21 protein-coding genes are annotated in these 22,261 nt (G+C 65.5%); 13 read left to right on the top strand and 8 right to left on the bottom strand.

Translation table 11 applies throughout. The features are described from left to right. Positions 1-22: 22 nt before the first annotated feature. A complete protein-coding gene (locus BJF92_RS24445) occupies positions 23-1,060 on the bottom strand; it encodes a zinc-dependent alcohol dehydrogenase family protein (RefSeq protein ID WP_075637372.1) in 1,038 nt (345 codons plus the stop codon). Between the two features lie 124 nt (positions 1,061-1,184). Between BJF92_RS24445 and BJF92_RS24440 the strand changes: the two genes are divergently transcribed. Both BJF92_RS24440 and BJF92_RS24435 read left to right on the top strand, forming a co-directional pair. Continuing rightward, entirely contained in the window at positions 1,185-2,117 is a 933-nt protein-coding gene (locus tag BJF92_RS24440) for a LysR family transcriptional regulator (protein ID WP_075637371.1), read from the top strand. A gap of 310 nt (positions 2,118-2,427) precedes the next feature. Next, positions 2,428-4,113 (top strand): adenylate/guanylate cyclase domain-containing protein, encoded by a 1,686-nt coding sequence (locus BJF92_RS24435; RefSeq protein WP_075637370.1) that lies wholly within the window; start codon positions 2,428-2,430, stop codon positions 4,111-4,113. Between the two features lie 19 nt (positions 4,114-4,132). On the opposite strand, the gene rutR is transcribed toward BJF92_RS24435, so the two are convergent. Continuing rightward, complete coding sequence (gene rutR / locus BJF92_RS24430) at positions 4,133-4,777, bottom strand: HTH-type transcriptional regulator RutR (protein ID WP_075637369.1); 645 nt, start codon at positions 4,775-4,777, stop codon at positions 4,133-4,135. A gap of 339 nt (positions 4,778-5,116) precedes the next feature. Between rutR and BJF92_RS24425 the strand changes: the two genes are divergently transcribed. The 11 genes from BJF92_RS24425 (at position 5,117) to BJF92_RS24375 (ending at position 17,424) form a co-directional block, all read left to right on the top strand. After that, positions 5,117-6,367, top strand: coding sequence for a Zn-dependent hydrolase (locus tag BJF92_RS24425; RefSeq protein ID WP_075637368.1), 1,251 nt, complete (start codon positions 5,117-5,119; stop codon positions 6,365-6,367). 35 nt (positions 6,368-6,402) lie between these two features. Continuing rightward, positions 6,403-6,615: an antitoxin MazE-like protein gene (locus tag BJF92_RS24420; RefSeq protein ID WP_075637367.1), complete on the top strand. Its 213-nt coding sequence runs from the start codon at positions 6,403-6,405 to the stop codon at positions 6,613-6,615. Next, positions 6,600-6,971, top strand: coding sequence for a type II toxin-antitoxin system PemK/MazF family toxin (locus tag BJF92_RS24415; RefSeq protein WP_210187608.1), 372 nt, complete (start codon positions 6,600-6,602; stop codon positions 6,969-6,971). Before BJF92_RS24420 ends, BJF92_RS24415 begins: the two co-directional genes overlap by 16 nt. Before the next feature lie 16 nt (positions 6,972-6,987). Further along, positions 6,988-8,445, top strand: a complete 1,458-nt coding sequence (gene hydA, locus BJF92_RS24410) for a dihydropyrimidinase (protein WP_075637365.1) — start codon at positions 6,988-6,990, stop codon at positions 8,443-8,445. A gap of 126 nt (positions 8,446-8,571) precedes the next feature. Continuing rightward, positions 8,572-9,363 (top strand): ABC transporter ATP-binding protein, encoded by a 792-nt coding sequence (locus tag BJF92_RS24405; RefSeq protein WP_075637364.1) that lies wholly within the window; start codon positions 8,572-8,574, stop codon positions 9,361-9,363. A gap of 51 nt (positions 9,364-9,414) precedes the next feature. Continuing rightward, positions 9,415-9,750, top strand: coding sequence for a hypothetical protein (locus BJF92_RS24400; RefSeq protein WP_075637363.1), 336 nt, complete (start codon positions 9,415-9,417; stop codon positions 9,748-9,750). Then, a complete protein-coding gene (locus tag BJF92_RS24395) occupies positions 9,747-10,631 on the top strand; it encodes an ABC transporter permease (protein ID WP_075637362.1) in 885 nt (294 codons plus the stop codon). The genes BJF92_RS24400 and BJF92_RS24395 overlap by 4 nt, the downstream gene beginning before the upstream one ends. Beyond that, a complete protein-coding gene (locus tag BJF92_RS24390; RefSeq protein ID WP_075637361.1) occupies positions 10,628-11,491 on the top strand; it encodes an ABC transporter permease in 864 nt (287 codons plus the stop codon). The genes BJF92_RS24395 and BJF92_RS24390 overlap by 4 nt, the downstream gene beginning before the upstream one ends. Positions 11,492-11,507: 16 nt before the next feature. After that, positions 11,508-12,500 (top strand): ABC transporter substrate-binding protein, encoded by a 993-nt coding sequence (locus BJF92_RS24385; protein WP_075637360.1) that lies wholly within the window; start codon positions 11,508-11,510, stop codon positions 12,498-12,500. Positions 12,501-12,890: 390 nt separating this feature from the next. Beyond that, complete coding sequence (locus BJF92_RS24380; protein WP_075637401.1) at positions 12,891-14,078, top strand: efflux RND transporter periplasmic adaptor subunit; 1,188 nt, start codon at positions 12,891-12,893, stop codon at positions 14,076-14,078. 34 nt (positions 14,079-14,112) lie between these two features. Further along, on the top strand, positions 14,113-17,424 hold the full coding sequence (locus BJF92_RS24375) for an efflux RND transporter permease subunit (RefSeq protein WP_075637359.1): 3,312 nt from the start codon (positions 14,113-14,115) through the stop codon (positions 17,422-17,424). A 76-nt stretch (positions 17,425-17,500) separates the two neighbouring features. On the opposite strand, the gene aidB is transcribed toward BJF92_RS24375, so the two are convergent. The 6 genes from aidB to BJF92_RS24345 form a co-directional block, all read right to left on the bottom strand. Continuing rightward, complete coding sequence (gene aidB / locus BJF92_RS24370) at positions 17,501-18,322, bottom strand: AidB family quorum-quenching N-acyl homoserine lactonase (RefSeq protein ID WP_075637358.1); 822 nt, start codon at positions 18,320-18,322, stop codon at positions 17,501-17,503. A gap of 5 nt (positions 18,323-18,327) precedes the next feature. Further along, positions 18,328-18,939: an urease accessory protein UreG gene (ureG, locus tag BJF92_RS24365; RefSeq protein WP_075637357.1), complete on the bottom strand. Its 612-nt coding sequence runs from the start codon at positions 18,937-18,939 to the stop codon at positions 18,328-18,330. A 286-nt stretch (positions 18,940-19,225) separates the two neighbouring features. Continuing rightward, the gene (locus BJF92_RS24360; protein WP_075637400.1) at positions 19,226-19,912 is read right to left on the bottom strand and encodes an urease accessory protein UreF; all 687 of its coding nucleotides are present in this window, start codon (positions 19,910-19,912) and stop codon (positions 19,226-19,228) included. Then, positions 19,905-20,381 carry an urease accessory protein UreE gene (ureE, locus tag BJF92_RS24355; RefSeq protein ID WP_075637399.1) on the bottom strand — a complete coding sequence of 159 codons (477 nt, stop codon included), beginning with the start codon at positions 20,379-20,381 and terminating at the stop codon, positions 19,905-19,907. Before ureE ends, BJF92_RS24360 begins: the two co-directional genes overlap by 8 nt. Positions 20,382-20,761: 380 nt before the next feature. Beyond that, positions 20,762-21,304, bottom strand: coding sequence for a peroxiredoxin (locus BJF92_RS24350; protein ID WP_075637356.1), 543 nt, complete (start codon positions 21,302-21,304; stop codon positions 20,762-20,764). Positions 21,305-21,552: 248 nt separating this feature from the next. Beyond that, positions 21,553-22,224 carry a TIGR02117 family protein gene (locus BJF92_RS24345; protein WP_075637355.1) on the bottom strand — a complete coding sequence of 224 codons (672 nt, stop codon included), beginning with the start codon at positions 22,222-22,224 and terminating at the stop codon, positions 21,553-21,555. Positions 22,225-22,261: the final 37 nt, after the last annotated feature.

The following is a 22,261-nucleotide window of genomic DNA, read 5'->3' as shown; positions in this document are numbered from 1 at the left end:
AGCGAGAGGCCCGGCTTTTTCATCACAGCGTGATCACCACCTTGCCGAAGGGGCCGTGCTCCAGATGGGCGAAGGCGTCCTGGGCAGCCTCGAAGGGGTAGCGCGCGTCGATCACGGGCTTGAGGCCGATCCGGTCGACTGCGCGCACCAGATCCTCCAGCGCGCGGCGATGGCCGACGCTGATGCCCTGGATGGTGGCGCTCTTCATCAGCAGCGGGCCGGCCGAGGCCTGGAGATCGAAGCCCTCGAGAACGCCGATCACCGAGATGCGGCCGCCGACCGAAACGGCCTGCAGCGACTGGGCGAGCGTCGGCCCGCCGACGAGATCCACCACATGATCGGCGCCGTGATCGCCGGAGGCCTGCAACAGCGGCTGCACCCAGTTTTCGCGCGGCAGGATATGGTCGGCGCCCAGCGCACGGGCGCGTTCGCCCTTCTCCGCGCTGCCGGTTGTGAGGAAGACTTCCGCCCCGTGGGCCTTGGCGATCTGCAGGGCGAAGAGGCCGACGCCGCCCGTTCCCTTGATCAGGACCCGATCGCCGGCTTTGATGGCGCCCGTTTCCACCAGCGCGGTCCAGGCGGTCAGGCCGGCGCAGGGCAAGGTGCTGGCCTCGGCCGCATCGAGTGTCGCCGGCGCGGCGACGAACCAGTCCTCGGGGAAGGTCACCTGCTCGGCCAGCACGCCGGGAAAGGCACCGCCGAGCGCGCGATAGGGCGGCATCAGGGCATTGCCGGCGGCGCGCCCCTCGATCCAGCTGGGGAAGAAGGTGGAGATCACCCGATCGCCCGGCTTGAAGCGGGTCGCATCGGGGCCCGCTGCCTCGACCGTGCCAGCCATGTCCGAGGCGGGAACGAAGGGAAAGGCGAGTGCTGCGCCCATGCCGTTTTCCACAATCAGCTTGTCGCGGTAGTTGAGCGAGACCGCCTCGACCCTGACCCTTATCTCCGCGCCCTCGGGCGCGCGGCCCCATGCATCTGACGGGCTTGCGCTCGAAAGGCTGAGGTTCTGCTGGCCATAGGCAGAGAGGCTCCAGCGGCGGATGGCAGGCGAGAGGGTCATGGTCGTCTTCTTCCTTGCGGTTTGGTTCGGACCTTGCCGGTCCGGATGACGCAAGGAGTTTATCGTTGAATTCCGCGCGGCATTTGCGATAGTCTTTCCACTCATTGTCGACCATGAGGATACGATGGAGCAGCTTCGCGATGTGCCGATCTTTGTCGAGGCGGCGGAAGCCGGCAGCTTCTCGCAGGCGGCCGAGCGGCTGCACCTCACCCGTTCGGCGGTGGCCAAGGCGATCGGGCGGATGGAGGCGCGGCTTGGCACCCGGCTGTTCCACCGCACCACGCGGCGCCAGAGCCTGACGGAGGAAGGCCGCTTCTTCTACGAGCGCTGCCTGAAGGCGGTGGCGGAAATCCGCGCCGGCGAGGCGCTGATCGAAAGCGGGCGGCGGGAGGTGCGCGGGCGGCTGCGGGTCTCCATGCCGGTGGTGCTGGGGCGCAGCTGCATCGCCCCGATCCTGGCCTGCCTTATGCGCGAGCATCCCGGGCTGGAGCTGGACCTCTCCTTCAGCGACCGGGTGGTCGATCTGGTGGAGGAAGGCTTCGACCTGTGCATCCGCAACGGCGTGCTGAAGGACGAGCCCGAGCTGATGACCCGGCGGATCGTGTTCCAGCGCATGACCGTCTGCGCCGCCCCGTCCTACCTGGCCGCGCGCGGCGTGCCGCGCCGGCTGGAGGATCTCGCGGCCCATGACGGCCTGCTCTATGCGCGCGGGCCCGCCGTGCGCAGCTGGATCTTTCCCACGCCGGCCGAGCCGATGCGCGCGGTCATTCCCCGCACGCGGCTGCGGGTGGACGATCTCGAAGCGCTTCTGGATGCCGCCTGCGCCGGCCTCGGCCTTGCCTGGCTGCCCTGCTGGATGGTGCGCACGGCGGTGGCGGAAGGGCGGCTGGTGCAGGTGATGTCGGATGTCGAGAGCATCGCCTTTTCCTCCCATGCCGTCTGGCTGAAGACGCCGGTGATGCTGCCCAAGCTCAGGATCGCCATCGACCGCCTGGCGGCGGACCTGCCGGCCCGCGTCGGCGCGCTGGTCGATCCGGCATGCGCGGCCGTGCCCTGAGCCGGCCCGCCGCTCGGGAAAAATGGAAGCGATTCCTTGCCTGCGCACCGTTCAAGGGGACGACAGGTTTCGCGCCGCCAGGCCAGTGAACAATTTGTAACCACCGCGATGGTTGCCTAAACATGCAAAGCTGGCGATATGGAGCGCACCGGTTCTGTGTTCCGCCGGGCCCTGACGCGGCTGCATGGCCGCGCGAAAGGCCCGGGCAGCGGAAGGGATGCGGGAAGAGACCGGAGCGGCGCTTGGCCGGCACCGGACGGCTGTGGCGTTTCCGCCCGGTCTATTCGTCGGATGGTCAGGAGGACGTTGCGTGAGACTCGACCCCTCGCGGGTGCGCAAGCGGCTTCATCTGGCCTCGGGGCTGATCCTCGGGGTCTTTCTCCTGACGCATTTTTCCAACCATGCGCTCGGCCTGATCTCCGTCCAGGCCATGGAACGCGGACGCCTGACCTTCAACCTCCTCTGGCGCAATCCGCTCGGCGGCATCGCCCTTTACGGAGCGCTGGCGGTGCATTTCGTGCTTGCGCTGGAAGCGCTCTACCGCCGCCAGACGCTGCGCATGCCCTGGAAGGAAAAGCTGAAGATCGTCTCCGGGCTGGCCATGCCCTTCCTGCTCGTCGGCCATGTCACCGCCACGCGGATCGACTGGGTCCTGTCGGGCTATTCCGCCGGCTATTACGATCTGCTGCCCTATCTCTGGGGCAAGCCGATCGACCGGCTGGACCAGTCATTGGCCCTGCTTCTGGCATGGGCGCATGGCTGTCTCGGCTTCTGGTTCTGGCTGCGGCCGAAGCCCTGGTATCCGCGCATCGCCCTGCCGCTCTACACACTGGCGCTGATGGTGCCGCTGCTCGCCCTGCTCGGCTTTGCCGCCGGCGGGCGCTCGCTCGGCGCGGCCCTGCCGTCTCAAAGCTGGTTCATGAAGGGGCGCACCGACCCGGCGGTGCTGGCCGAGATCCGCATCGCGCTGTTTGCGGGCCTGGGGCTCTCGATCGCGGGCGTGCTGATCGCCCGGCTCATACCCATGCGCGGCAAGGTGCGCATCCGCTATCCCGATGGTCGCGTGCTCTCGGTCAATCGCGGCTTCAGCCTGCTGGAGGCGAGCCGCGCGGCGGGCATTCCCCATGTCGCCATCTGCGGCGGCCGCGGCCGCTGCTCCACCTGCCGGGTCCGCGTGACGGAAGGCCTGGACCGGCTGCCGCCGGCCGGCAAGGCCGAGCGCGCGACGCTGGAGCGGATCAATGCGCCCGACAATGTCCGCCTCGCCTGCCAACTCAAGCCGCAATTCGACGTGGCCATCGCGCCGATCCTGGGCGCGGACAATATCGGGGTGAAAGTGCAGACGCCGGAGGAGGAGACGGGCGGGCGCGAGCGACGCGTCGCCCTGCTCTTCTGCGATCTGCGCGATTTCACCCGCATGAGCCAACAGCACCTGCCCTTCGACACGGTGTTTCTGCTGAACCGCTATTTCGAAATGGTCGGCGAGGCCGTCGAGGGCGCCGGCGGCGTGGTCAACAAGTTCATCGGCGATGGCGTCTTCGCCATGTTCGGCCTGCACAATCGGCTGAACGAGGCGAGCCTGCAGGCGCTGACCGCAGCAACCGAGATCTCCCACGGCATCCGCCTGTTGAACCAGCGCTTCGAAAGCGAGCTTACAAGGCCGTTCCGCGTGGCCATGGGCATGCATGCGGGCACGGCCATCATCGGCCGGATCGGCTATGGGCAGGCGGCCGCGCTGACCGCCGTCGGCGATTCGGTCAATGCCGCCAGCCGCCTGGAAGGCTTTGCCAAGGAATATGACGCGGAACTGGCGGTCTCGGCCGATCTTCTGCGTCAAGCCGGCGTCTCGCTCGAGGATCAGCCGACCTATCCGATCAGCATTCGCGGCCGCACCGGCACGCTGGAAACCCTGATCGTACAGGATGCACGCAGCCTCGCGCCGATGATCGAGGCGGCCCGCAAGGCCGAGGCGACACCTGCGGCGGAGCGCGGCTGAAGCGCCCGGCTTGCAGGGATTAGCCGCCCTGCGGCGTCAAGCCGTGCAGGAACAATTGCTCGAGAAACCGCGCGGCATCCTCGAAGCGCCCCTCGCCTGCCAGATCCTCGCCCAGCACGGCGCGCACCTGCACGTCGAAATCGGCATAATGCTGGGTCGTGGCCCAGATGGAGAAGATCAGATGATAGGGATCGCATTTGGCGATCTTGCCCGCCTTGGCCCAGGCGCGGATCACCTGCGCCTTCTCGTCCACCAGCTGCTTCAGTGGCCCGACCAACTCGTCCTCGATATGCGGCGCGCCCTGCAGGATCTCATTGGCGAACAGCCGGCTCTCGCGCGGGAAGTCGCGCGACATTTCCAGCTTGCGGCGGATGTAGCTGCGGATCTCGGTGACCGGATTGCCCTCAGCATCGAAAGCGCGCAGCGGGTCGAGCCAGGTGTCCAGCACGCGCTCGATCAGGGCGCGGTGCATCGCCTCCTTGGTGCGGAAGTAATAGAGCAGGTTCGGCTTGGACATGCCGGCCACGTCGGCGATCTGGTCGATGGTCGAGCCGCGAAAGCCGTTGGTGGCAAAAACCTCCAGCGCCGCCTCGAGAATCCGCTCTTCCTTTTCCTCCTGGATCCGGGTGCGACGCTGTGTTTTCGCTGCTCTCGGAAGTACCATGGATGTCCCGCCGCCCCCCTTCGCGAAGGCTTCGCCACCACACCGAAATTTTTGATTTTTTCGTCTTGAGTGCGGCGGTGGAAGCTCATAATGTTTACCAACCGGTCAAATTATCAGACAGTTCGCCGGCAAAGGCAACGGCCGATCGGCCGGCCGATCACAAAAACCGGAAGCCCCGGAAAACGGGGCCCCAGGCCGTGGCCAGCACGGCACAAGAACAAGAAAGGGCCGCGGGCGAGAACGGGAAACGTTCCGCACCAGGAGGTCCGCAATGGGAACGAAGCGGGCGCGTCCGGCGGAACAGGCCGGGGCCTGCGCAAGCGATGAAAGGGAGACGCCATGGCAGCGCCAGGCGAGAACATGCGCGTGAATTCCGATCGGCTCTGGGACGCGCTGATGGACATGGCGAGAATCGGCCCCGGCATCGCCGGCGGCAACAACCGCCAGACGCTCACCGACGCGGATGCCGAGGGCCGCAGCCTGTTTCAATCCTGGTGCGAGGCCGCCGGCCTGACCATGGGCGTGGACAAGATGGGCACCATGTTCGCCACCCGCGCGGGCGAGGATCCCGACGCCCTGCCCGTCTATGTCGGCTCGCATCTCGACACCCAGCCGACCGGCGGCAAGTTCGATGGCGTGCTCGGCGTGCTCGCGGCGCTCGAAGTCGTGCGCACCATGAACGATCTTAATATCCGCACGAAGCATCCCGTCGTCGTCACCAACTGGGCCAATGAGGAAGGCGCGCGCTTCGCTCCTGCCATGCTGGCCTCCGGCGTCTTTGCCGGCGTGCATACGCTCGATTATGCCTATTCGCGCAAGGATCCCGAGGGCAAGACCTACGGGGACGAACTGCAGCGCATCGGCTGGCTGGGCGAGGAAGAGGTGGGCGCGCGCAAGATGCACGCCTATCTCGAATATCACATCGAGCAGGGCCCGATCCTTGAAGCCGAGAACAAGACCATCGGCGTCGTCACCCATTGCCAGGGCCTGTGGTGGCTGGAATTCACGCTGACCGGGCGCGAAGCCCATACCGGCTCCACGCCGATGACGATGCGGGTGAATGCCGGACTGGCCCTGTCGCGCATCGTCGAGATGGTGCAGACCGTGGCGATGGAGAGCCAGCCGGATGCCGTGGGCGGCGTCGGCCAGGTGTTCTTCTCGCCCAATTCGCGCAATGTCCTGCCGGGCAAGGTGGTTTTCACCGTCGATATCCGCTCGCCCGATCTCGCCAAGCTCAATGCGATGCGCGCGCGCATCGAGGCGGAAGCGGCAGAGATCTGTTCCGCCATCGGCGTCGGCTGTTCGGTCGAGGCCGTCGGCCATTTCGATCCCGTGACCTTCGATCCCGGCCTCGTCGACACGGTGCGACGCTCGGCCGAAAAGCTCGGCCTGTCGCATCGCGACATCATCTCCGGCGCCGGCCACGATGCCTGCTGGGCCGCCAAGGTGGCGCCCGCCACCATGATCATGTGCCCCTGCGTCGGCGGCCTTTCGCACAACGAGGCGGAAGAAATCTCGAAGGACTGGGCGTCGGCCGGCTGCGACGTGCTGTTCCATGCGGTGGTGGAGACGGCGGGGCTGGTGGAGTAGAATAGCGGCATCCGAACCGGATGAAGGAACGCGTCATGGGACGACCGAGAGAACTGACCGGCGACGAGCGCGCAGAGCTTCTGCGCCAAGGATATCGTCCGGTCGAAATCTGGGTTCCGGAGGCGGAGGACACCCTGCTGAACGCCCGCCTGTCAGCGGAAGCCGAACGGATCGCCGCCGCCGATCAGACGGATGACGTGACGGGCTGGATCGAGGCAGCAGGACCGTCGGAGTGGGACAAGCCATGATGCTCAGCCGGGGCGATGTCGTGATTGCGGCTTTCCCCGGCGATGTCGGGAAACCGCGCCCTGCCGTCATCCTCCAGTCGGATCTGTTCCTGCCGATCTTCAGCACGGCGCTCGCCTGCCCGATGACCAGCCATCTGATCGAGGCGCCCGTTCTGCGGCCCCTCATCGAGCCAAGTCCGGAAAACGGGCTCGGCCAGCCATCGCAGATCATGACGGACAAGCTTTCGCCGCTGCGCAAGAGCGTCATCCGTCAAAAGGTCGGTCAGCTCTCGGCGGTCGACCTGGCCAAAGTTGAAACAGCGCTTCTGCACATCATGGGTTTCGATCGGCTGATCGGTGCCCGCAGCGAGGCGTAAGGATAAGGGAACAGCCATGACCAGCACCATCATCAAGAACGGCACCATCGTCACCGCCGATCTCACCTACAAGGCCGATATCCGCATCGAAGACGGCGTGATCGCCGAGATCGGGCCGAACCTCAAGGGCGGGACCGAGCTTGACACGACAGGCTGTTACGTCATGCCCGGCGGCATCGATCCGCATACGCACCTGGAGATGCCCTTCATGGGCACCTATTCGGCCGATGACTTCGACAGCGGCACGCGCGCGGCGCTGGCCGGCGGCACGACGATGGTGGTGGATTTCGCCCTGCCCAATCCCGGCCAGTCCATGCTCGACGCGCTGACCATGTGGGACAACAAGACCTCGCGCGCGGCCTGCGACTATTCCTTCCACATGGCGATCACCTGGTGGGGCGAGCAGGTGTTCGACGAGATGGAGACCATCGTCCGCGACAAGGGCATCAACACCTTCAAGCATTTCATGGCCTATAAGGGCGCGCTGATGGTGGATGACGACGAGATGTTCTCCTCCTTCCAGCGCTGCGCCGAGCTCGGCGCCCTGCCGCTCGTCCATGCCGAAAACGGCGACGTGGTGGCGCAGATGCAGGCCAAACTGATGGCGGAAGGCAATGACGGGCCGGAAGCGCATGCCTATTCCCGCCCGCCCGAGGTGGAGGGCGAGGCCACCAACCGCGCGATCATGATCGCCGACATGGCGGGCTGCCCGGTCTATATCGTCCATACCTCCTGCGAGCAGAGCCATGAGGCGATCCGCCGCGCCCGGCAGAAGGGCATGCGCGTCTATGGCGAGCCGCTGATCCAGCATCTGACGCTGGACGAGAGCGAATATTTCAACAAGGACTGGGACCATGCGGCGCGCCGGGTGATGTCGCCGCCCTTCCGCAGCAAGGCGCATCAGGACAGCCTCTGGGCAGGCTTGGCGTCGGGCTCGCTGCAATGCGTGGCGACGGACCATTGCGCCTTCACCACGGCGCAGAAGCGCACCGGCCTTGGCGATTTCCGCAAGATCCCGAACGGCACCGGCGGGCTGGAAGACCGGCTGCCCATGCTGTGGACCTACGGGGTGAGCACCGGCCGCCTGACGATGAACGAATTCGTCGCCGTCACCTCCACCAACATCGCCAAGATCCTCAACATCTATCCGAAGAAGGGCGCGATCCTGGTCGGCGCCGATGCCGATCTCGTCGTCTGGGATCCGAAGCGCGGCAAGACCATTACGGCCGGCGCCCAGCAATCGGCCATCGACTACAATGTCTTCGAGGGCAAGGAAGTCATGGGTCTGCCGCGCTTCACGCTGACGCGCGGCCAGGTGGCAGTGGAAGAAGGCGCGATGAAGAGCCAGGAGGGCCATGGCCGCTTCGTCTCCCGCCCGCCGCTGACCGCGCCCGCCAAGGCGCTCTCCACCTGGAAGGAGCTGACGGCGCCGCGCAAGGTGGAACGCACGGGCATTCCGGCGAGCGGGGTGTGAGCAACAGGCGCGGGCGCGGCTGATGTGCCGCGTCCACACCAATTTTGCCCCCAAAGCTCCGATCCGCATTGCGCCCGGACCCCTCTGGGCGCACTTTTTCCCGGTTGTCCGATGAGCGTGCCCGCAATGACCCCATCGCCTGCCTCCGTCGTCTCCGCGCGCAAGCTCGGCCTCACCTTTGCCACCGCTGACGGGCCCGTGACCGCCCTGACGGGGGTGGATCTGGAGATCGCCAAGGGCGACTTCGTCTCCTTCATCGGGCCGTCAGGCTGCGGCAAGACCACCTTTCTGCGGGTGATCGCCGATCTCGAACGGCCCACGGAAGGCACCATCACCGTTAACGGCACGACGCCGGAGGATGCGCGAAAGAATCGCTCCTATGGCTATGTGTTCCAGGCGGCCGCGCTCTATCCCTGGCGCACCATCGAGGACAACATCGCCCTGCCGCTGGAGATCATGGGCACGCCGAAGGAGGAGCGCAAAAAGCGGATCGAGCGGGTGCTGGCGCTGGTCAACCTCACCGGCTTCGGGCGGAAATTTCCCTGGCAATTGTCCGGCGGCATGCAGCAGCGCGCCTCGATCGCCCGCGCGCTGGCCTTCGATGCCGATCTTCTCCTGATGGACGAGCCCTTCGGCGCGCTGGACGAGATCGTGCGCGACCATCTGAACGAGCAACTGCTGAAGCTCTGGGCGCAGACCGACAAGACCATCTGCTTCGTCACCCATTCCATTCCCGAGGCCGTCTATCTCTCCACCAAGATCGTGGTGATGAGCCCGCGCCCGGGCCGGGTCACAGATGTCATCACCTCGACGCTTCCGAAGGAAAGGCCGCTCGGCATTCGCGAGACGCCGGAATTCCTCGAGATTGCCAGCCGGGTGCGCGACGGCTTGAGGGCGGGGCACAGCTATGACGAATAGAGAGCTTTTCCCGTGCGAGCAACCGCAACTCTGTCCCCGGGGAGGCAGGAGATGAGCGGCCGCTTCCTGTTCTTCCTCCTCCTCTCCATCCCGATCTTCCTTGCCGGCGCCACCGCTTCGCGCGCCTATGTCAGCTCCGAGCGCTGGCCGCTTCTGGCCTTGTCGCTGCTGCTCTATTGCCTCGGCAATCTGGTGATGATCCGGCTGATGCGCGAGGGCGGGCTCGGCCTTGCCATCTCGCTTTCGGCCATCGGACAGCTGGTGGCGATCAATGCCATCGCCTTTCTCGTCTTCGGCGAGAGGATGACCGGCCAGCAGATGGCGGGCGTGGCGCTGGGCGTCGTCGCCATGGGGCTGATGCTCGTTCCGGTGGGGAGCAAGCCATGAGCACCGCACCGCGTTTTCGTGACAAGATCCTGCCCGTCGCCACCATCCTCGTCGCGATCGTGGTTCTCTGGTACGGCGCCGCCGCCTGGCTCAACGCCCCCTTCGAGCGCGACACGGCCGCGCGCGCCGGCACCACCATCGCGCTGACCGACCTTTTGAAAAACACCATGGCGCAGGAGCGCCCGGTGCTGCCCGCGCCGCATCAGGTCTTCGCCGAGCTGTGGGATACCACGGTCAACAAGCCGATCACCTCCAAGCGCAGCCTTGTCTATCACGCCTGGGTGACGCTCTCGGCCACGCTGCTCGGCTTTGCCATCGGCACGGTGCTCGGCATTCTGCTCGCCATCGGCATCGTCCACAACCGGGCGATGGACCGCTCGCTGATGCCCTGGGTGATCGCCAGCCAGACCGTGCCGATTCTTGCGGTCGCGCCGATGATCATCGTGGTGCTGAATGCCATCGGCCTTTCGGGTCTGCTGCCCAAGGCGCTGATCTCCACCTATCTCTCCTTCTTCCCCATCGTCGTCGGCATGGTGAAGGGGTTGCGCAGCCCCGAGCAGATCCAGCTCGACCTGATGCGCACCTATGATGCCAGCGCGGCGCAGGTGCTGACCAAGCTGCGCTGGCCGGCCGCCATGCCCTATCTCTTCACCTCGCTGAAGGTGGCGATCGCCATTTCGCTTGTCGGCGCCATCGTCGGCGAGCTGCCGACCGGTGCGGTGGCCGGGCTTGGCGCGCGCCTGCTCGCCGGCTCCTATTATGGCCAGACAGTGCAGATCTGGTCGGCGCTGTTCATGGCGGCGGGGCTCGCCGCCGTGCTGGTGCTGGTCGTCGGCATGCTGCATGCCATGGTGCTCAAACGCATGGGAGCGCGGCCATGACGCTTGTGATCGGCGCGCTGGTCTTCTGGCTCTTCGCCTGGGGCTTCAACGAATGGCTGGTGCGGCTGCGCCCGGCCTCGCGCGGCCTGAAACGGCTGATCGACATCGCCGTGCCGCTGATCTTCGGCGTCACCCTGCTGGTGCTCTGGGAAGGGCTGGTGCGCGGCTTCCAGGTGCCTGTCGTGCTCCTGCCGCCGCCCTCGATGATCTGGACGCGGCTGATCGGTTCGCTGCCGATCCTCTGGGCCGATTTCCAGCAGACCGTGCTGAAATCGGTGCTGACGGGCTATGTGCTCGGCTGCGGCTTCGGCTTTGTCGTGGCGATCGCCATCGACCGCTCGCCCTTCCTGCAGAAGGGGCTCCTGCCGCTCGGCAACTTCGTCTCCGCCCTGCCCGTCGTCGGCATCGCGCCGATCATGGTCATGTGGTTCGGCTTCGACTGGCCTTCCAAGGTCGCCGTCGTGGTGATCATGACGTTCTTCCCCATGCTGGTGAACACGGTGACGGGGCTTTCGGCCGCCTCCTCCATGGAAAGGGACCTGATGCGCACCTATGCCGCCAGCTGGTGGCAGACGCTGACCAAGCTGCGGCTGCCGGCCGCCTGGCCCTTCATCTTCAATGCGCTGAAGATCAATTCGACGCTGGCGCTGATCGGCGCCATCGTCGCCGAATTCTTCGGCACCCCGATCGTCGGCATGGGCTTCCGCATTTCCACCGAAGTCGGCCGCATGAATGTCGACATGGTCTGGGCCGAGATCGCGGTGGCCGCGCTGGCCGGCTCGGGCTTCTATGGGGCGGTGGCGCTGGTCGAGCGCGCCGTCACTTTCTGGCATCCGTCCGTTCGCGGTGAGCGGACATAATCAAGGGGAACTGACAATGACACGCATGATCGCATCGCTGCTTCTGGCAGGCGCGGCCTCGCTGATGGCGCTCCAGGCCCAGGCCGCCGACAAGGTGACCCTGCAGCTGAAATGGGTGACCCAGGCGCAGTTCGCCGGCTATTACGTCGCCAAGGAGAAGGGCTATTACGAGGCGGAAGGCCTCGACGTCGAGATCAAGCCGGGCGGCCCCGATATCGCCCCGCCGCAGGTGATTGCCGGTGGCGGCGCCGATGTCATCGTCGACTGGATGCCCTCGGCGCTGGCCACGCGCGAAAAGGGCGTGCCGCTGGTCAACATCGCCCAGCCCTTCAAGAAGTCCGGCATGATGCTGACCTGCCTGAAGGAATCGGGCGTCAAGACGCCAGCCGACTTCAAGGGCAAGACGCTCGGCGTCTGGTTCTTCGGCAATGAATATCCGTTCCTGTCCTGGATGAGCCATCTCGGCCTGAAGACCAATGGCGGGCCTGACGGCGTCACCGTGCTGAAGCAGGGCTTCAACGTCGATCCGCTGATCCAGAAGCAGGCCGCCTGCATCTCCACCATGACCTATAACGAATATTGGCAGGTGATCGACGCCGGCATCAAGCCGGAGGATCTCATCACCTTCAAATATGAGGACCAGGGTGTCGCGACGCTGGAAGACGGGCTCTACGTGCTGGAAGACAAGCTGAAGGACCCGGCCTTCAAGGAGAAGATGGTCAAGTTCGTCCGCGCCTCGATGAAGGGCTGGAAATATGCCGAGGCGCATACGGATGAAGCGGCCGGGATCGTGCTCGAAAACGACGCCACCGGCGCCCAGACCGAAAAGCACCAGAAGCGCATGATGAGCGAAGTGGCCAAGCTGACCGCCGGCTCCACCGGCGCGCTCGACGAGGCCGACTACAAGCGCACGGTGGAGTCGCTGCTGAAGGGCGGTTCGGACCCCGTGATCACCAAGGAACCGGCTGGCGCCTTCACCCATGAGATCACCGAGGCCGCGCTGAAATAAGCAAGCCGGATCACGCACCTGGCCGGAACGCCGGCCGGGTGCGCCCATGGCACGTTTGATCCCCGATCCAGCGCGGGCAGCACGTCAAAAGGCTGCCCGCGCATTTTTATGGGACCGGGGATTGCGAACGAAGATAGAACAATGTAAATAGTGAGGAACCATTCTTTATTGCTTGCGGAGACCTTGCGTGTTCGCAAATCCTGTCTTGTGCTCATGCCACGGGCTAAGGCCGGGACATGGATGGCAGGCGAATGGGCATGGAGCTTGCATGGCTCCTGAAGGTAATGATCCGGCAATTGACAGTTTCCGTAAGCGCGGCAGGATAGCCATGGCTTTGTGGGCTCGTCATGGCACGTGGACTCGACGATGAACTGGGGACGGGACATGGGCATTCATCGCAAATTCGTCTGGCTGCATGCGCCGCTGGCGCTGGGGCTCCTGCTCTCGGGAGCGGCCAGGGCCGAGGAAACGGCCGCCACGCCGCAGGTCGCGCCCCGCCTTCCCGCCATCGTCGTCACCGCCGTGACCGAGAAGCCGCTGGCCGACCGCGTCAAGGCGACCGGCACCATCCAGCCGGTGGATGAAAGCTATGCCGCGCCGCTGGTGGAAGGCCTGCCGATCTCCGAGGTTCGGGTCGATGTCGGCGACAAGGTCACCGCCGGCCAGGTGCTGGCCGTGCTCGACAAGGACACGCTGCTGCTGCAGAAAAGCCAGTATCAGGCCCAGCGCGCGAAGGCGGAGGCGTCTTTGGCCCAGTATCAGGCCCAGCTGATCGAGGCGCGGGCCAATGCCGAGGAGGCCGAACGCTCCCGAGCCCGCACCCAGCGTCTGGAGGCTTCCGGCACCGTCTCCACCGCACAGCGCGAACAGCAGGACGCTCTGGCCGCCGCCACCCGGGCACGCGCCAGCTCCGCCGAACAGATGATTTCCGTGGCCAAGGCCGATATCGCCGTGGTGGATGCGCAGATCCATGATGTGGACCTGCGCCTGTCGCGCACCGAGGTCAAGGCGCCCGTATCAGGCGTGATCTCCGCCAAGACGGCCAAGGTCGGTGCCATTGCCAGCGGCGCCGGACAGCCGCTCTTCACCCTCGTGCGCGACGGCGCGCTGGAACTGAGGGCCGACGTGACGGAAACCGACCTGATGCGGCTGGCCCCCGGGCAGAAGGCGGAGGTGGCGCTGACCGATGGCGCCGAGACGCTGCACGGCACAATCCGCCTGCTCTCGCCGACGGTCGATACGCAGACCCGCCTGGGCATCGCCTATATCAGCCTGCCGGAACCCGACAGGGCCCGCGTGGGCATGTATGCCGGGGCCACGATCACGGTGGCGCAGAAGACGGCGCTGAGCCTGCCGCTGACGGCCGTGACCCGCAAGGCGGATGGCAGCTTTGCCCGCAAGGTGGTGGATGGCGTGATCAAGCTGGTGCCGGTCCAGACCGGCATTCAGGATGGCGGCAGCGTCGAAGTCGTTTCCGGCCTTGCGGCGGGCGATCAGGTGGTTGCCAAGGCCGGTGCCTATGTGCGCGACGGCGACAAGATCAATCCGGTGATCGCGGCCCCGGCCGAGACCAACTGACCCTTTCATTTTCCGTTCCAAAGCGAGCGCGACCATGAACTTTTCCGCCTGGGCCATTCGCAACCCGATCGCGCCGATCCTGGCCTTCGTGCTGTTGCTCTTCATGGGCTATCAGTCCTTCAACAAGCTGCCGATCACCCGCTTTCCGAACATCGACGTGCCGATCGTCTCGATCACGGTGACGCAGAGCGGCGCCTCGCCCTCCGAGCTGGAGGCGCAGGTGACCAAGGAGATCGAGGATGCGGTCGCCGGGATTTCCGGCGTCAAGCACGTGACCTCGACCATCTCCGACGGTCAGTCCATGACGGCGGTCGAGTTCAACATGGAGGTGCCGACGCCGCAGGCGGTGCAGGACACCAAGGATGCGATCGACCGCATTCGCGGCACGCTGCCGGCCTCGATCGATGAGCCGATCGTGTCGAAGGTGGATGTCGAGGGTCAGGCGATCCAGACCTTTGCCGTCTCCGCGCCGAACATGACGCTCGAGGAAATCTCCTGGTTCGTCGATGACACGATCAAACGCGCGCTGCAGGGCCAGCCCGGCATCGGCAAGATCGACCGCTATGGCGGCGCGGACCGCGAGGTGCGCGTGGCGCTGGACGAGCCCCGGCTGAACGCCTATGGCGTCACCGCCTCCGACGTCAATGCCCAGCTGCGCCAGACCAACCGGGACCTCGGCTCCGGCCGCGGCCAGGTCGGCGGCGCCGAACAGGCGATCCGCACGCTGGGCGATACGCGCTCGGTCCAGGCCCTGGCGTCCAGCATGATCGCCCTGCCCAATGGCCGCTTCGTGCGGCTGACCGATCTCGGCACCGTCACCGACACCTATCAGGAACCGAAGAGCTTCTCCCGCTTCGACGGCGTGCCGGTCGTCACCTTCGCCGTGTTCCGCTCCAAGGGCGCCAGCGAAGTGACCGTGGCGGAAACCGTGGCCAAGATCCTGACCAAGGTGCGCAGCGAGAACCCCGAGGTCGACATCAAGCTCGTCAACGACTCGGTCTATTTCACCTATGGCAATTACGAGGCGGCGCTGCACACGCTGATGGAAGGTGCGCTGCTGGCCGTGGCCGTGGTGCTGCTCTTCCTGCGCAACTGGCGCGCCACGCTGATCTCGGCCGCCGCCCTGCCGCTTTCCGCCATCCCCACCTTCTACATCATGGACCTGCTCGGCTTCTCGCTGAACCTGGTCTCCTTTCTGGCTCTGACGCTGGCAACCGGCATTCTCGTCGATGACGCCATCGTCGAGATTGAGAACATTTCCCGCCATATCAAGATGGGCAAATCGCCCTATCGCGCAGCCATCGAGGCGGCGGACGAAATCGGCCTGGCGGTGATCGCCACCACCTTCACCATCATCGCCGTCTTCGTGCCGGTGTCCTTCATGCCGGGCATTCCCGGGCAGTATTTCATCCAGTTCGGCCTGACAGTCGCGGTCTCGGTGTTCTTCTCGCTGATGGTGGCGCGGCTGATCACGCCTGTCATGGCCGCCTATATCATGCGCTCGGGCGACGCCGACGGGCATGAGGACCATGACAAGGACGGGCCGATCATGCGCGGCTATACGCGCCTGATCAGCTTCACCACGCGGCGCTGGTACATGCGCTATGCCACGCTGGCCGGGGCCATTGCCTTTCTCGTCGGTTCGCTGGCGCTGCTGTCCACCGTGCCCGGCAGCTTCCTGCCGCCGGAAGATGCCTCGCGCATCGTGCTGTCGGTCGAGCTGCCGCCGGATGCGATGCTGGAGGATACCGAGCGCACGACCACGGCGATCTATGACCGCGTCAAGGACATGAACGGCGTCGACGCCGTCTTCGTTCTCGGCGGTGCCTCGCCGAAGGGCGATCTGGAGCTGCGCCGGGCCACCGTCACCGTGCTTCTGGACAAGCTCGACCATTCGCTGGTCAACAAGCTGGTCAACAATCTGCTCGGCAACCTCCCCGTGATCGGTCCGCATCTGCCCAAACTGCCGCCCAAGGGCCGCATCATTCCGCAGGCGCAGATCGAGAAGCAGATCTATGCGGCGCTTGCGGACATTCCCGATGTCCGGGTGATGAAGCTCAATGACCGCGGTGAGCGCGACCTGTCCTTCAACCTCCTGTCCAAGGGCGATGCGGAGCTGAGCGAGGCGGTGAGCCGGCTCGAAGCCAAGCTTCGCCACGAGACGGTGCTGGCCAATGTCAGCCCTGACGGCGCCCTGCCCCGGCCGGAGCTACAGATCCGCCCGCGCGCCGGGCAGATGTCGCGCCTCGGCGTGACCACCCAGCAGATCGCCGATGTGGTGCGCGTCGCCACGATCGGCGATATCGACGCCGCGCTGACCAAGATCTCGCTCGACGACCGGCAGATCCCGATCCGGGTGCAGGTGGATACGCAGATGCGCACCGATCTCGGCGCAATCCGCAATCTCAAGGTCCGCACCGCTGCCGGCGCCCTGGTGCCGATCTCGGCGCTGGCCGATATCAGCTATTCGGAAGGTCCGAGCTCGATCAAGCGTTACGACCGCAGCCGCGTGGTGACGCTGGGCGCCGACCTGCCGATCGGCGTCGCGCTGAACACGGCCTCTGACCGTTTCAAGCAGGTGGCCGCCGAGACGGAGCTTCCACATGGCGTGCGCTTCCAGGAGGCCGGCGATGCCGAGGTGCAGGCAGAAATGCAACGCGGCTTCGGCAACGCCATGCTGCTCGGCCTGATGCTGGTGCTGGTGGTGCTGATCCTCCTGTTCAAGGACGTGATCCAGCCCTTCACCATCCTGTTCTCGCTGCCGCTCGCCATTGGCGGCGTGGCCGTGGGCCTGATCGTCACCCAGAATGCGATGTCCATGCCGGTGCTGATCGGTATTCTCATGCTGATGGGCATCGTCACCAAGAACGCCATCCTGCTGGTCGATTTCGCCATCGAGATGAAGCGCCACGGCATGGAACGGGTCGAAGCGATGATCGAGGCCGGCCGCAAGCGCGCCCGCCCGATCATCATGACCTCGATCGCCATGTCGGCGGGCATGCTGCCCTCGGCGCTCGGCGTCGGCGAAGGCGGCTCATTCCGCGCGCCGATGGCGATTGCGGTGATCGGCGGCATCATCGTCTCCACCGTCCTGTCGCTGGTGGTGGTGCCCTCGTTCTTCCTGATCATGGACGACCTGTCGCGCCTGCTCGGCCGTCTCTTCGGCCGCTTCTTCGGCGCCAAGGAGCAGGAAATCGAGCCGCTGGCCAATGCCGATCTCACGGAGAAGCTCGGCGATCAGGAGCGCCAGATCGAGGCGATGCAGGAACGGATCGATCGCCTGGAAGGCCGCGTCCTGCCGCGCGGCGGTCAGGTCGTCGCCCATCCAAGGCTGGCGGCGGAATGAGGTAAAAACCCTTGTGCCGGCGCGTCCTCCACGCGCCGGCACAAGGGTTGATTGGGTTGAGCGGGTCAGGTTTTGGTCAAACCGCCGTCAGCACAAAGCGTCCTTCGGTCGCGCGGGCTCGCAGAATGCCGGGCAGATGACCACCGGCAAGGGCCCAACCCTGTTCCGCGGCCTCGCCCAGAAGCCTGCGCCGTGTGTCGCCTGCGATCACGGGATCGACGTCATAAATAAAGCCGAGATCGGGATCTGCGGCCTGAGCCTCCGCGAGATGCAGCGCATCGCCGATGATGACCAGCGCGTTCTCCCCAGACCCGAGCCGATAGCCGGCCTGTCCCGGCGTGTGTCCGGGCAATGGGAGCAGCACGATCCCCTCGGTCACCGCTCCTTCGCCGACAAGCCGGATGCGGTCGCCATAGGCGCGGCGCACCCGGGCCGCCACGTCGAAGCCGCCGCGCCGGGCTGCCGGAACGGCCGCACGCTGCGCCTCATCGGTGAAGAAGGCAAAGTCGCGGGCGGGAATGATGATCTCGGCGCGGGGAAAATAGGCCGATTCGCCCTCGATCAGGCCCAGCGCGTGGTCCCCATGAAGATGGGTGATCAGAACGCGGTCAATGTCGCCGGGATCAATGCCGGCCTCCTTCATGGCCGCGCGGGCATGGCCATAGCGCGCGCCCCAGGCGCTCCCGCAGCCGGCATCAACCAGCGTCAACCCCTCGGCACTGCGCAGCAGGAAGCAATTCACGTCCATCGGCAACGTCGATCCGGCCACCCCGGCGGTGAAGGCCGCAAGCGGCCCGCTCCCGCCAAGATGGCGCAGATCCGCGACCGGCGCCTCGAACACGCCGTCGATCAACCGCGTGACCGAAAAAGGTCCGAAGGATTGCGCGACCCCGCCCATGCCCGTCACAGCCCGCCCTGCACGCGCAGGAATTCGACGATCCGCTCGACGCCTTCGCCCCGCTTCATGTCGGAAAACACGAAGGGCTTGCTGTCGCGCATCCGCGTGGCGTCCCGTTCCATCACATCGAGATCGGCGCCGACATAGGGGGCAAGGTCGCGCTTGTTGATGACGAGCAGGTCGGACTTGGTGATCCCGGGGCCGCCCTTGCGCGGGATTTCCTCGCCCTGGCAGACCGAGATCACATAAATCGTCAGATCGGCGAGGTCGGGCGAGAAGGTGGCCGCCAGATTGTCGCCGCCGGACTCGATGAAGACGACATCGAGATCGGGAATGCGGCGGTTGAGATCGGCGATCGCCTGCAGGTTGATGGTCGCATCCTCGCGGATGGCGGTGTGCGGGCAGCCGCCCGTCTCCACACCGACGATGCGGTCGGAGGTGAGCGCCTGCATCCGCACCAGCGCCTCGGCGTCCTCCTGGGTGTAGATGTCGTTGGTGACCACCGCCACGGAATAATGGTCGCGCATGGCCTTGCAGAGCTTGTCGGTCAGCGCCGTCTTGCCGGACCCCACCGGGCCGCCAATGCCCACGCGCAGCGGGCCGTTCTGGGATGTCATGAAGCCGTTCCTCTCATCTTGCCGGAGCACCGGCGCCGCCGGATGGGTCCCGCCGGCGAGGCTCCGTTCTGTTTCAAATCCCACCCGGCCGCGTAAATTCCGCTCCCATGGAAACCGACCCGCTGCCGCCTGACCGGCCCGTGCCTTGCTCTTCAGACGTCGCCGACACTCACAATCAGCACGCGAGTTCTTGTCTTGCCAACCGCCTTGATGTGCGCCGCCCAGCGGGACGTCATCACCGGACCAGTGTCCTCTGCACGCCCTGAAGCGATCGGAATTTCTACCCTTACGAACGGAAAAGCCGCGACGGCAGGGTTTCGTGCGCCATCACGGCAATGTCCGCGGCAAGGGTCGCCGTGCCCAGCGTCTCCAGTGAGGACTTCGCAGCCCGATCGGCGATCTCTTCCACCTGGTGTTCCAGACGCGCGAGCAGCGCCACCGCCTGGACCTGGCCGATCAGGCCGCAACGGATCGCCACCGAGGTCTGGTTCGCCAGACTGCCCTGGAGATAGGCGGCGATCGCGGCGACCCGCTCCACGCCATGCGCGCCCGAAACCGCGCCGACCGCCACGGGATAGGCCGTTTCCGCCGGCAAGGCAGGCAGGGAGACCTCAGGCCAGGCCTGCGCGGCAGTGAGGAAGGCGCTGCCCTGAAGCAAGGTTTCCTGATGGCGCTCCCGCCCGCCGGCCAGTGCCTCGGCCAGTTCCGCAACCTCTGCCAGTGCCGCGGGATCGCCGACGCTGCGATGCGCCTCGGCGAGAAGCACCGCGTCGTTCCACAGGCTTCCCCGGGTCAGCGAGGCCGACAGCCAGTCGCAAAGCGCTTCGGCGGTGCCGGGTGCGCCGTTGGCGATCGCCTGTTCCAGGCCGCCGGAATAGGAAAAGGCGCCGACCGGAAAGGCCGGCGACATCCACGTCATCAGCCGCAGAAGCGCGGTGGTCGCGCCAGCCGAAGGCCGGGCACCTTCATCCATGGGAATGGCCCGCGCCATGCCCATGATCGTGACCGCCATGGTGATAGGCGCCGCGGGCCGGCTGGAAAGGCTCCACCACCTCGCGGACCGAGGCCGAGAGGCCCTCGAGCATCGGCAGCATCACGGGATCGCGCAGGATCAGGATGCGGTCCGCCTCGATTGCCGCCGGCAGATGCCGGTTGCCGAGATGCCAGGCCAGTTCGGTCAGATGGCGGGCATCGTGGCCGCGCACCTCGTAAAGCGGCTCTTCCGCCGCCTCGATGCGGATATGGCCGCCCCCTTCCAGGACCAGCAGATCGCCATCGGAAAGCATGACCGCCTGGCGCAGGTCCAGCATGACCACATCGTCATCCGGCAGATGAATGAGCTTGCGCCGGACATGGCGCTGATCATGGGCGAGCGTCAGGATGGCGATCGGCGCGAGATCGGCGGGACCGGGCGAAAGAACTTCGGTGGAACGATAGGGCATGAGGCAAGCCATCTGCAATGTCCGGCTGTCGGCATGCCGTTTCCGGTCATGCCAGCGCGCCGGACTGTTTGTCCGGGCATGCCGCCGGCGGCGACCGCATGAGGGCCGGCCGACGACATGCTTGATGAGCGACCAATCTAGCCCGGCCGGCGGCCCCGCGAAAGCACCAAGCGCCGCCATCCCCATTTTGCCGCCGAACGGGGCGCGCGACGAGAGCATCGGACGGAGAACCCTATGAAGTCCGATGCTCCAGGACTTTGCTTTTGCGCCGGATTTTTCCGAAAACGGCGTCTCACCTTTCGGTCAGATGCTTCAAAAAAAAGCCGCCCCGAAAGGCGGCTTCGACGATGATTGGATGGTGGGCGAAGCCGCAGGTCCGCTTAAGCCGCGAGCTTACGCTCCTGCAGCGCGGCCAGCACGTTCTGCGGCGAGGACAGCCCATAGGGATCGCTGTCGCAATTGTCGCTATAGCCTTCTTCCTCGAACCACTGTTCGACCACGCCATCATTGACGATGGCCGCATAGCGCCAGGAGCGCATGCCGAAACCGAGATTGTCCTTGGCCACCAGCATGCCCATCTTGCGGGTGAACTCGCCCGACCCGTCCGGAATGACCTGAACGTTTTCGAGGTTCTGGCTCTTGGCCCAGGCATTCATGACGAAGGCGTCGTTCACGGACAGGCAATAGATCGCATCGATGCCGAGCGCGCGGAACTCCGGCGCCAGCTTCTCGTAATCCGGCAGCTGATAGGTCGAGCAGGTGGGCGTGAAGGCGCCCGGCAGCGAGAACAGCACGACGCGCTTGCCGGCGAAATAATCCGCAGACGTGACATCCTGCCAGCGATAGGGATTGGGACCGCCGATCGATTCATCGCGAACCCGCGTGCGGAAAGTAACGTCGGGCACTTTGCGGTTAATGAGCATGGATCGTCTCCTTCCAAAATGAACGCGCCCCGCCGGGGCCGGGGAAGCAATACTTGTTCCAGATAATCATTTTTTGGATGCAGCGCAGCAGAAAAGGCCGATTTCAACACCAGCGCATAGGAGCTATTCGGCTGGCGCATGGCTGGGGCACTGGATTTTTCCGACAACCGGTTCCAGCTTCCGGCCGGATTCCTCAAAAGCCAACCTGGCAGCTGAGCCCGCTCTCGCCCTCCTTGCCGGGGCTGCCATCACTTGTTGAACAAGGACAGCGAAAGCGTCAGCGAAGCCGGCAAGGGGTTCCAGAAGCCCGTTCTCAACCCTCCATCCCGCAACACCCGCGCGGTCCAGGTATTGCAGCCGAGAAGCGCGTTGAATCGGCCATTCGCCTCGAAGAAGAGATCCGAGCGGCCATAGGATCTTCCGAAAATGACCTCCGGCTTGCCGCCGGCCATGCGGAAAGACTCCGCGATCGTCCCGGCCATGTGTGCGAAATCATCCTCGCCGACTGACAGGCTGTAGACCGCCGGATTGTTCAGATCGATCTCTCCGAGGACTTCGACATGCATGACGGATTGATCGACGGTCAGCGAACGAAGGACCGGAAGCGCTTTCAGCTCGGCCCAGCTTGGCGTTTCCAGGTAAAACGACCGGCCACCCCATCCGAAAATCACCCAGCGGGCCAGCGGGTGTCGAACCGGTAGTCCAGACGCCTCCAGAAACGGAAATCGGGCCAGCGTTTCATCATCAACGGGAAAAGCGAGATCGGTGTGGATCGGGTTGGAGAGGACGAGAACCTGTCGCGCCGCGCCATCAGCGGCCAAGGATGATCGGGAAAAAAGCGGCCTCGGGATCAAGGTTCCCGCTGCCGCAATCGCCGCGATGATCAATAGCCCCAGCAGCATCCGTTTCAACGAATGCATGGCCACTCTCCAGCCAGGGCGCAAGGTTCGGTGCCCG

Origin of the sequence: Xaviernesmea rhizosphaerae (assembly GCF_001938945.1) — a bacterium.
GTDB lineage: Bacteria > Pseudomonadota > Alphaproteobacteria > Rhizobiales > Rhizobiaceae > Xaviernesmea > Xaviernesmea rhizosphaerae.
This window is presented reverse-complemented; position numbering and strand designations above follow the sequence as displayed.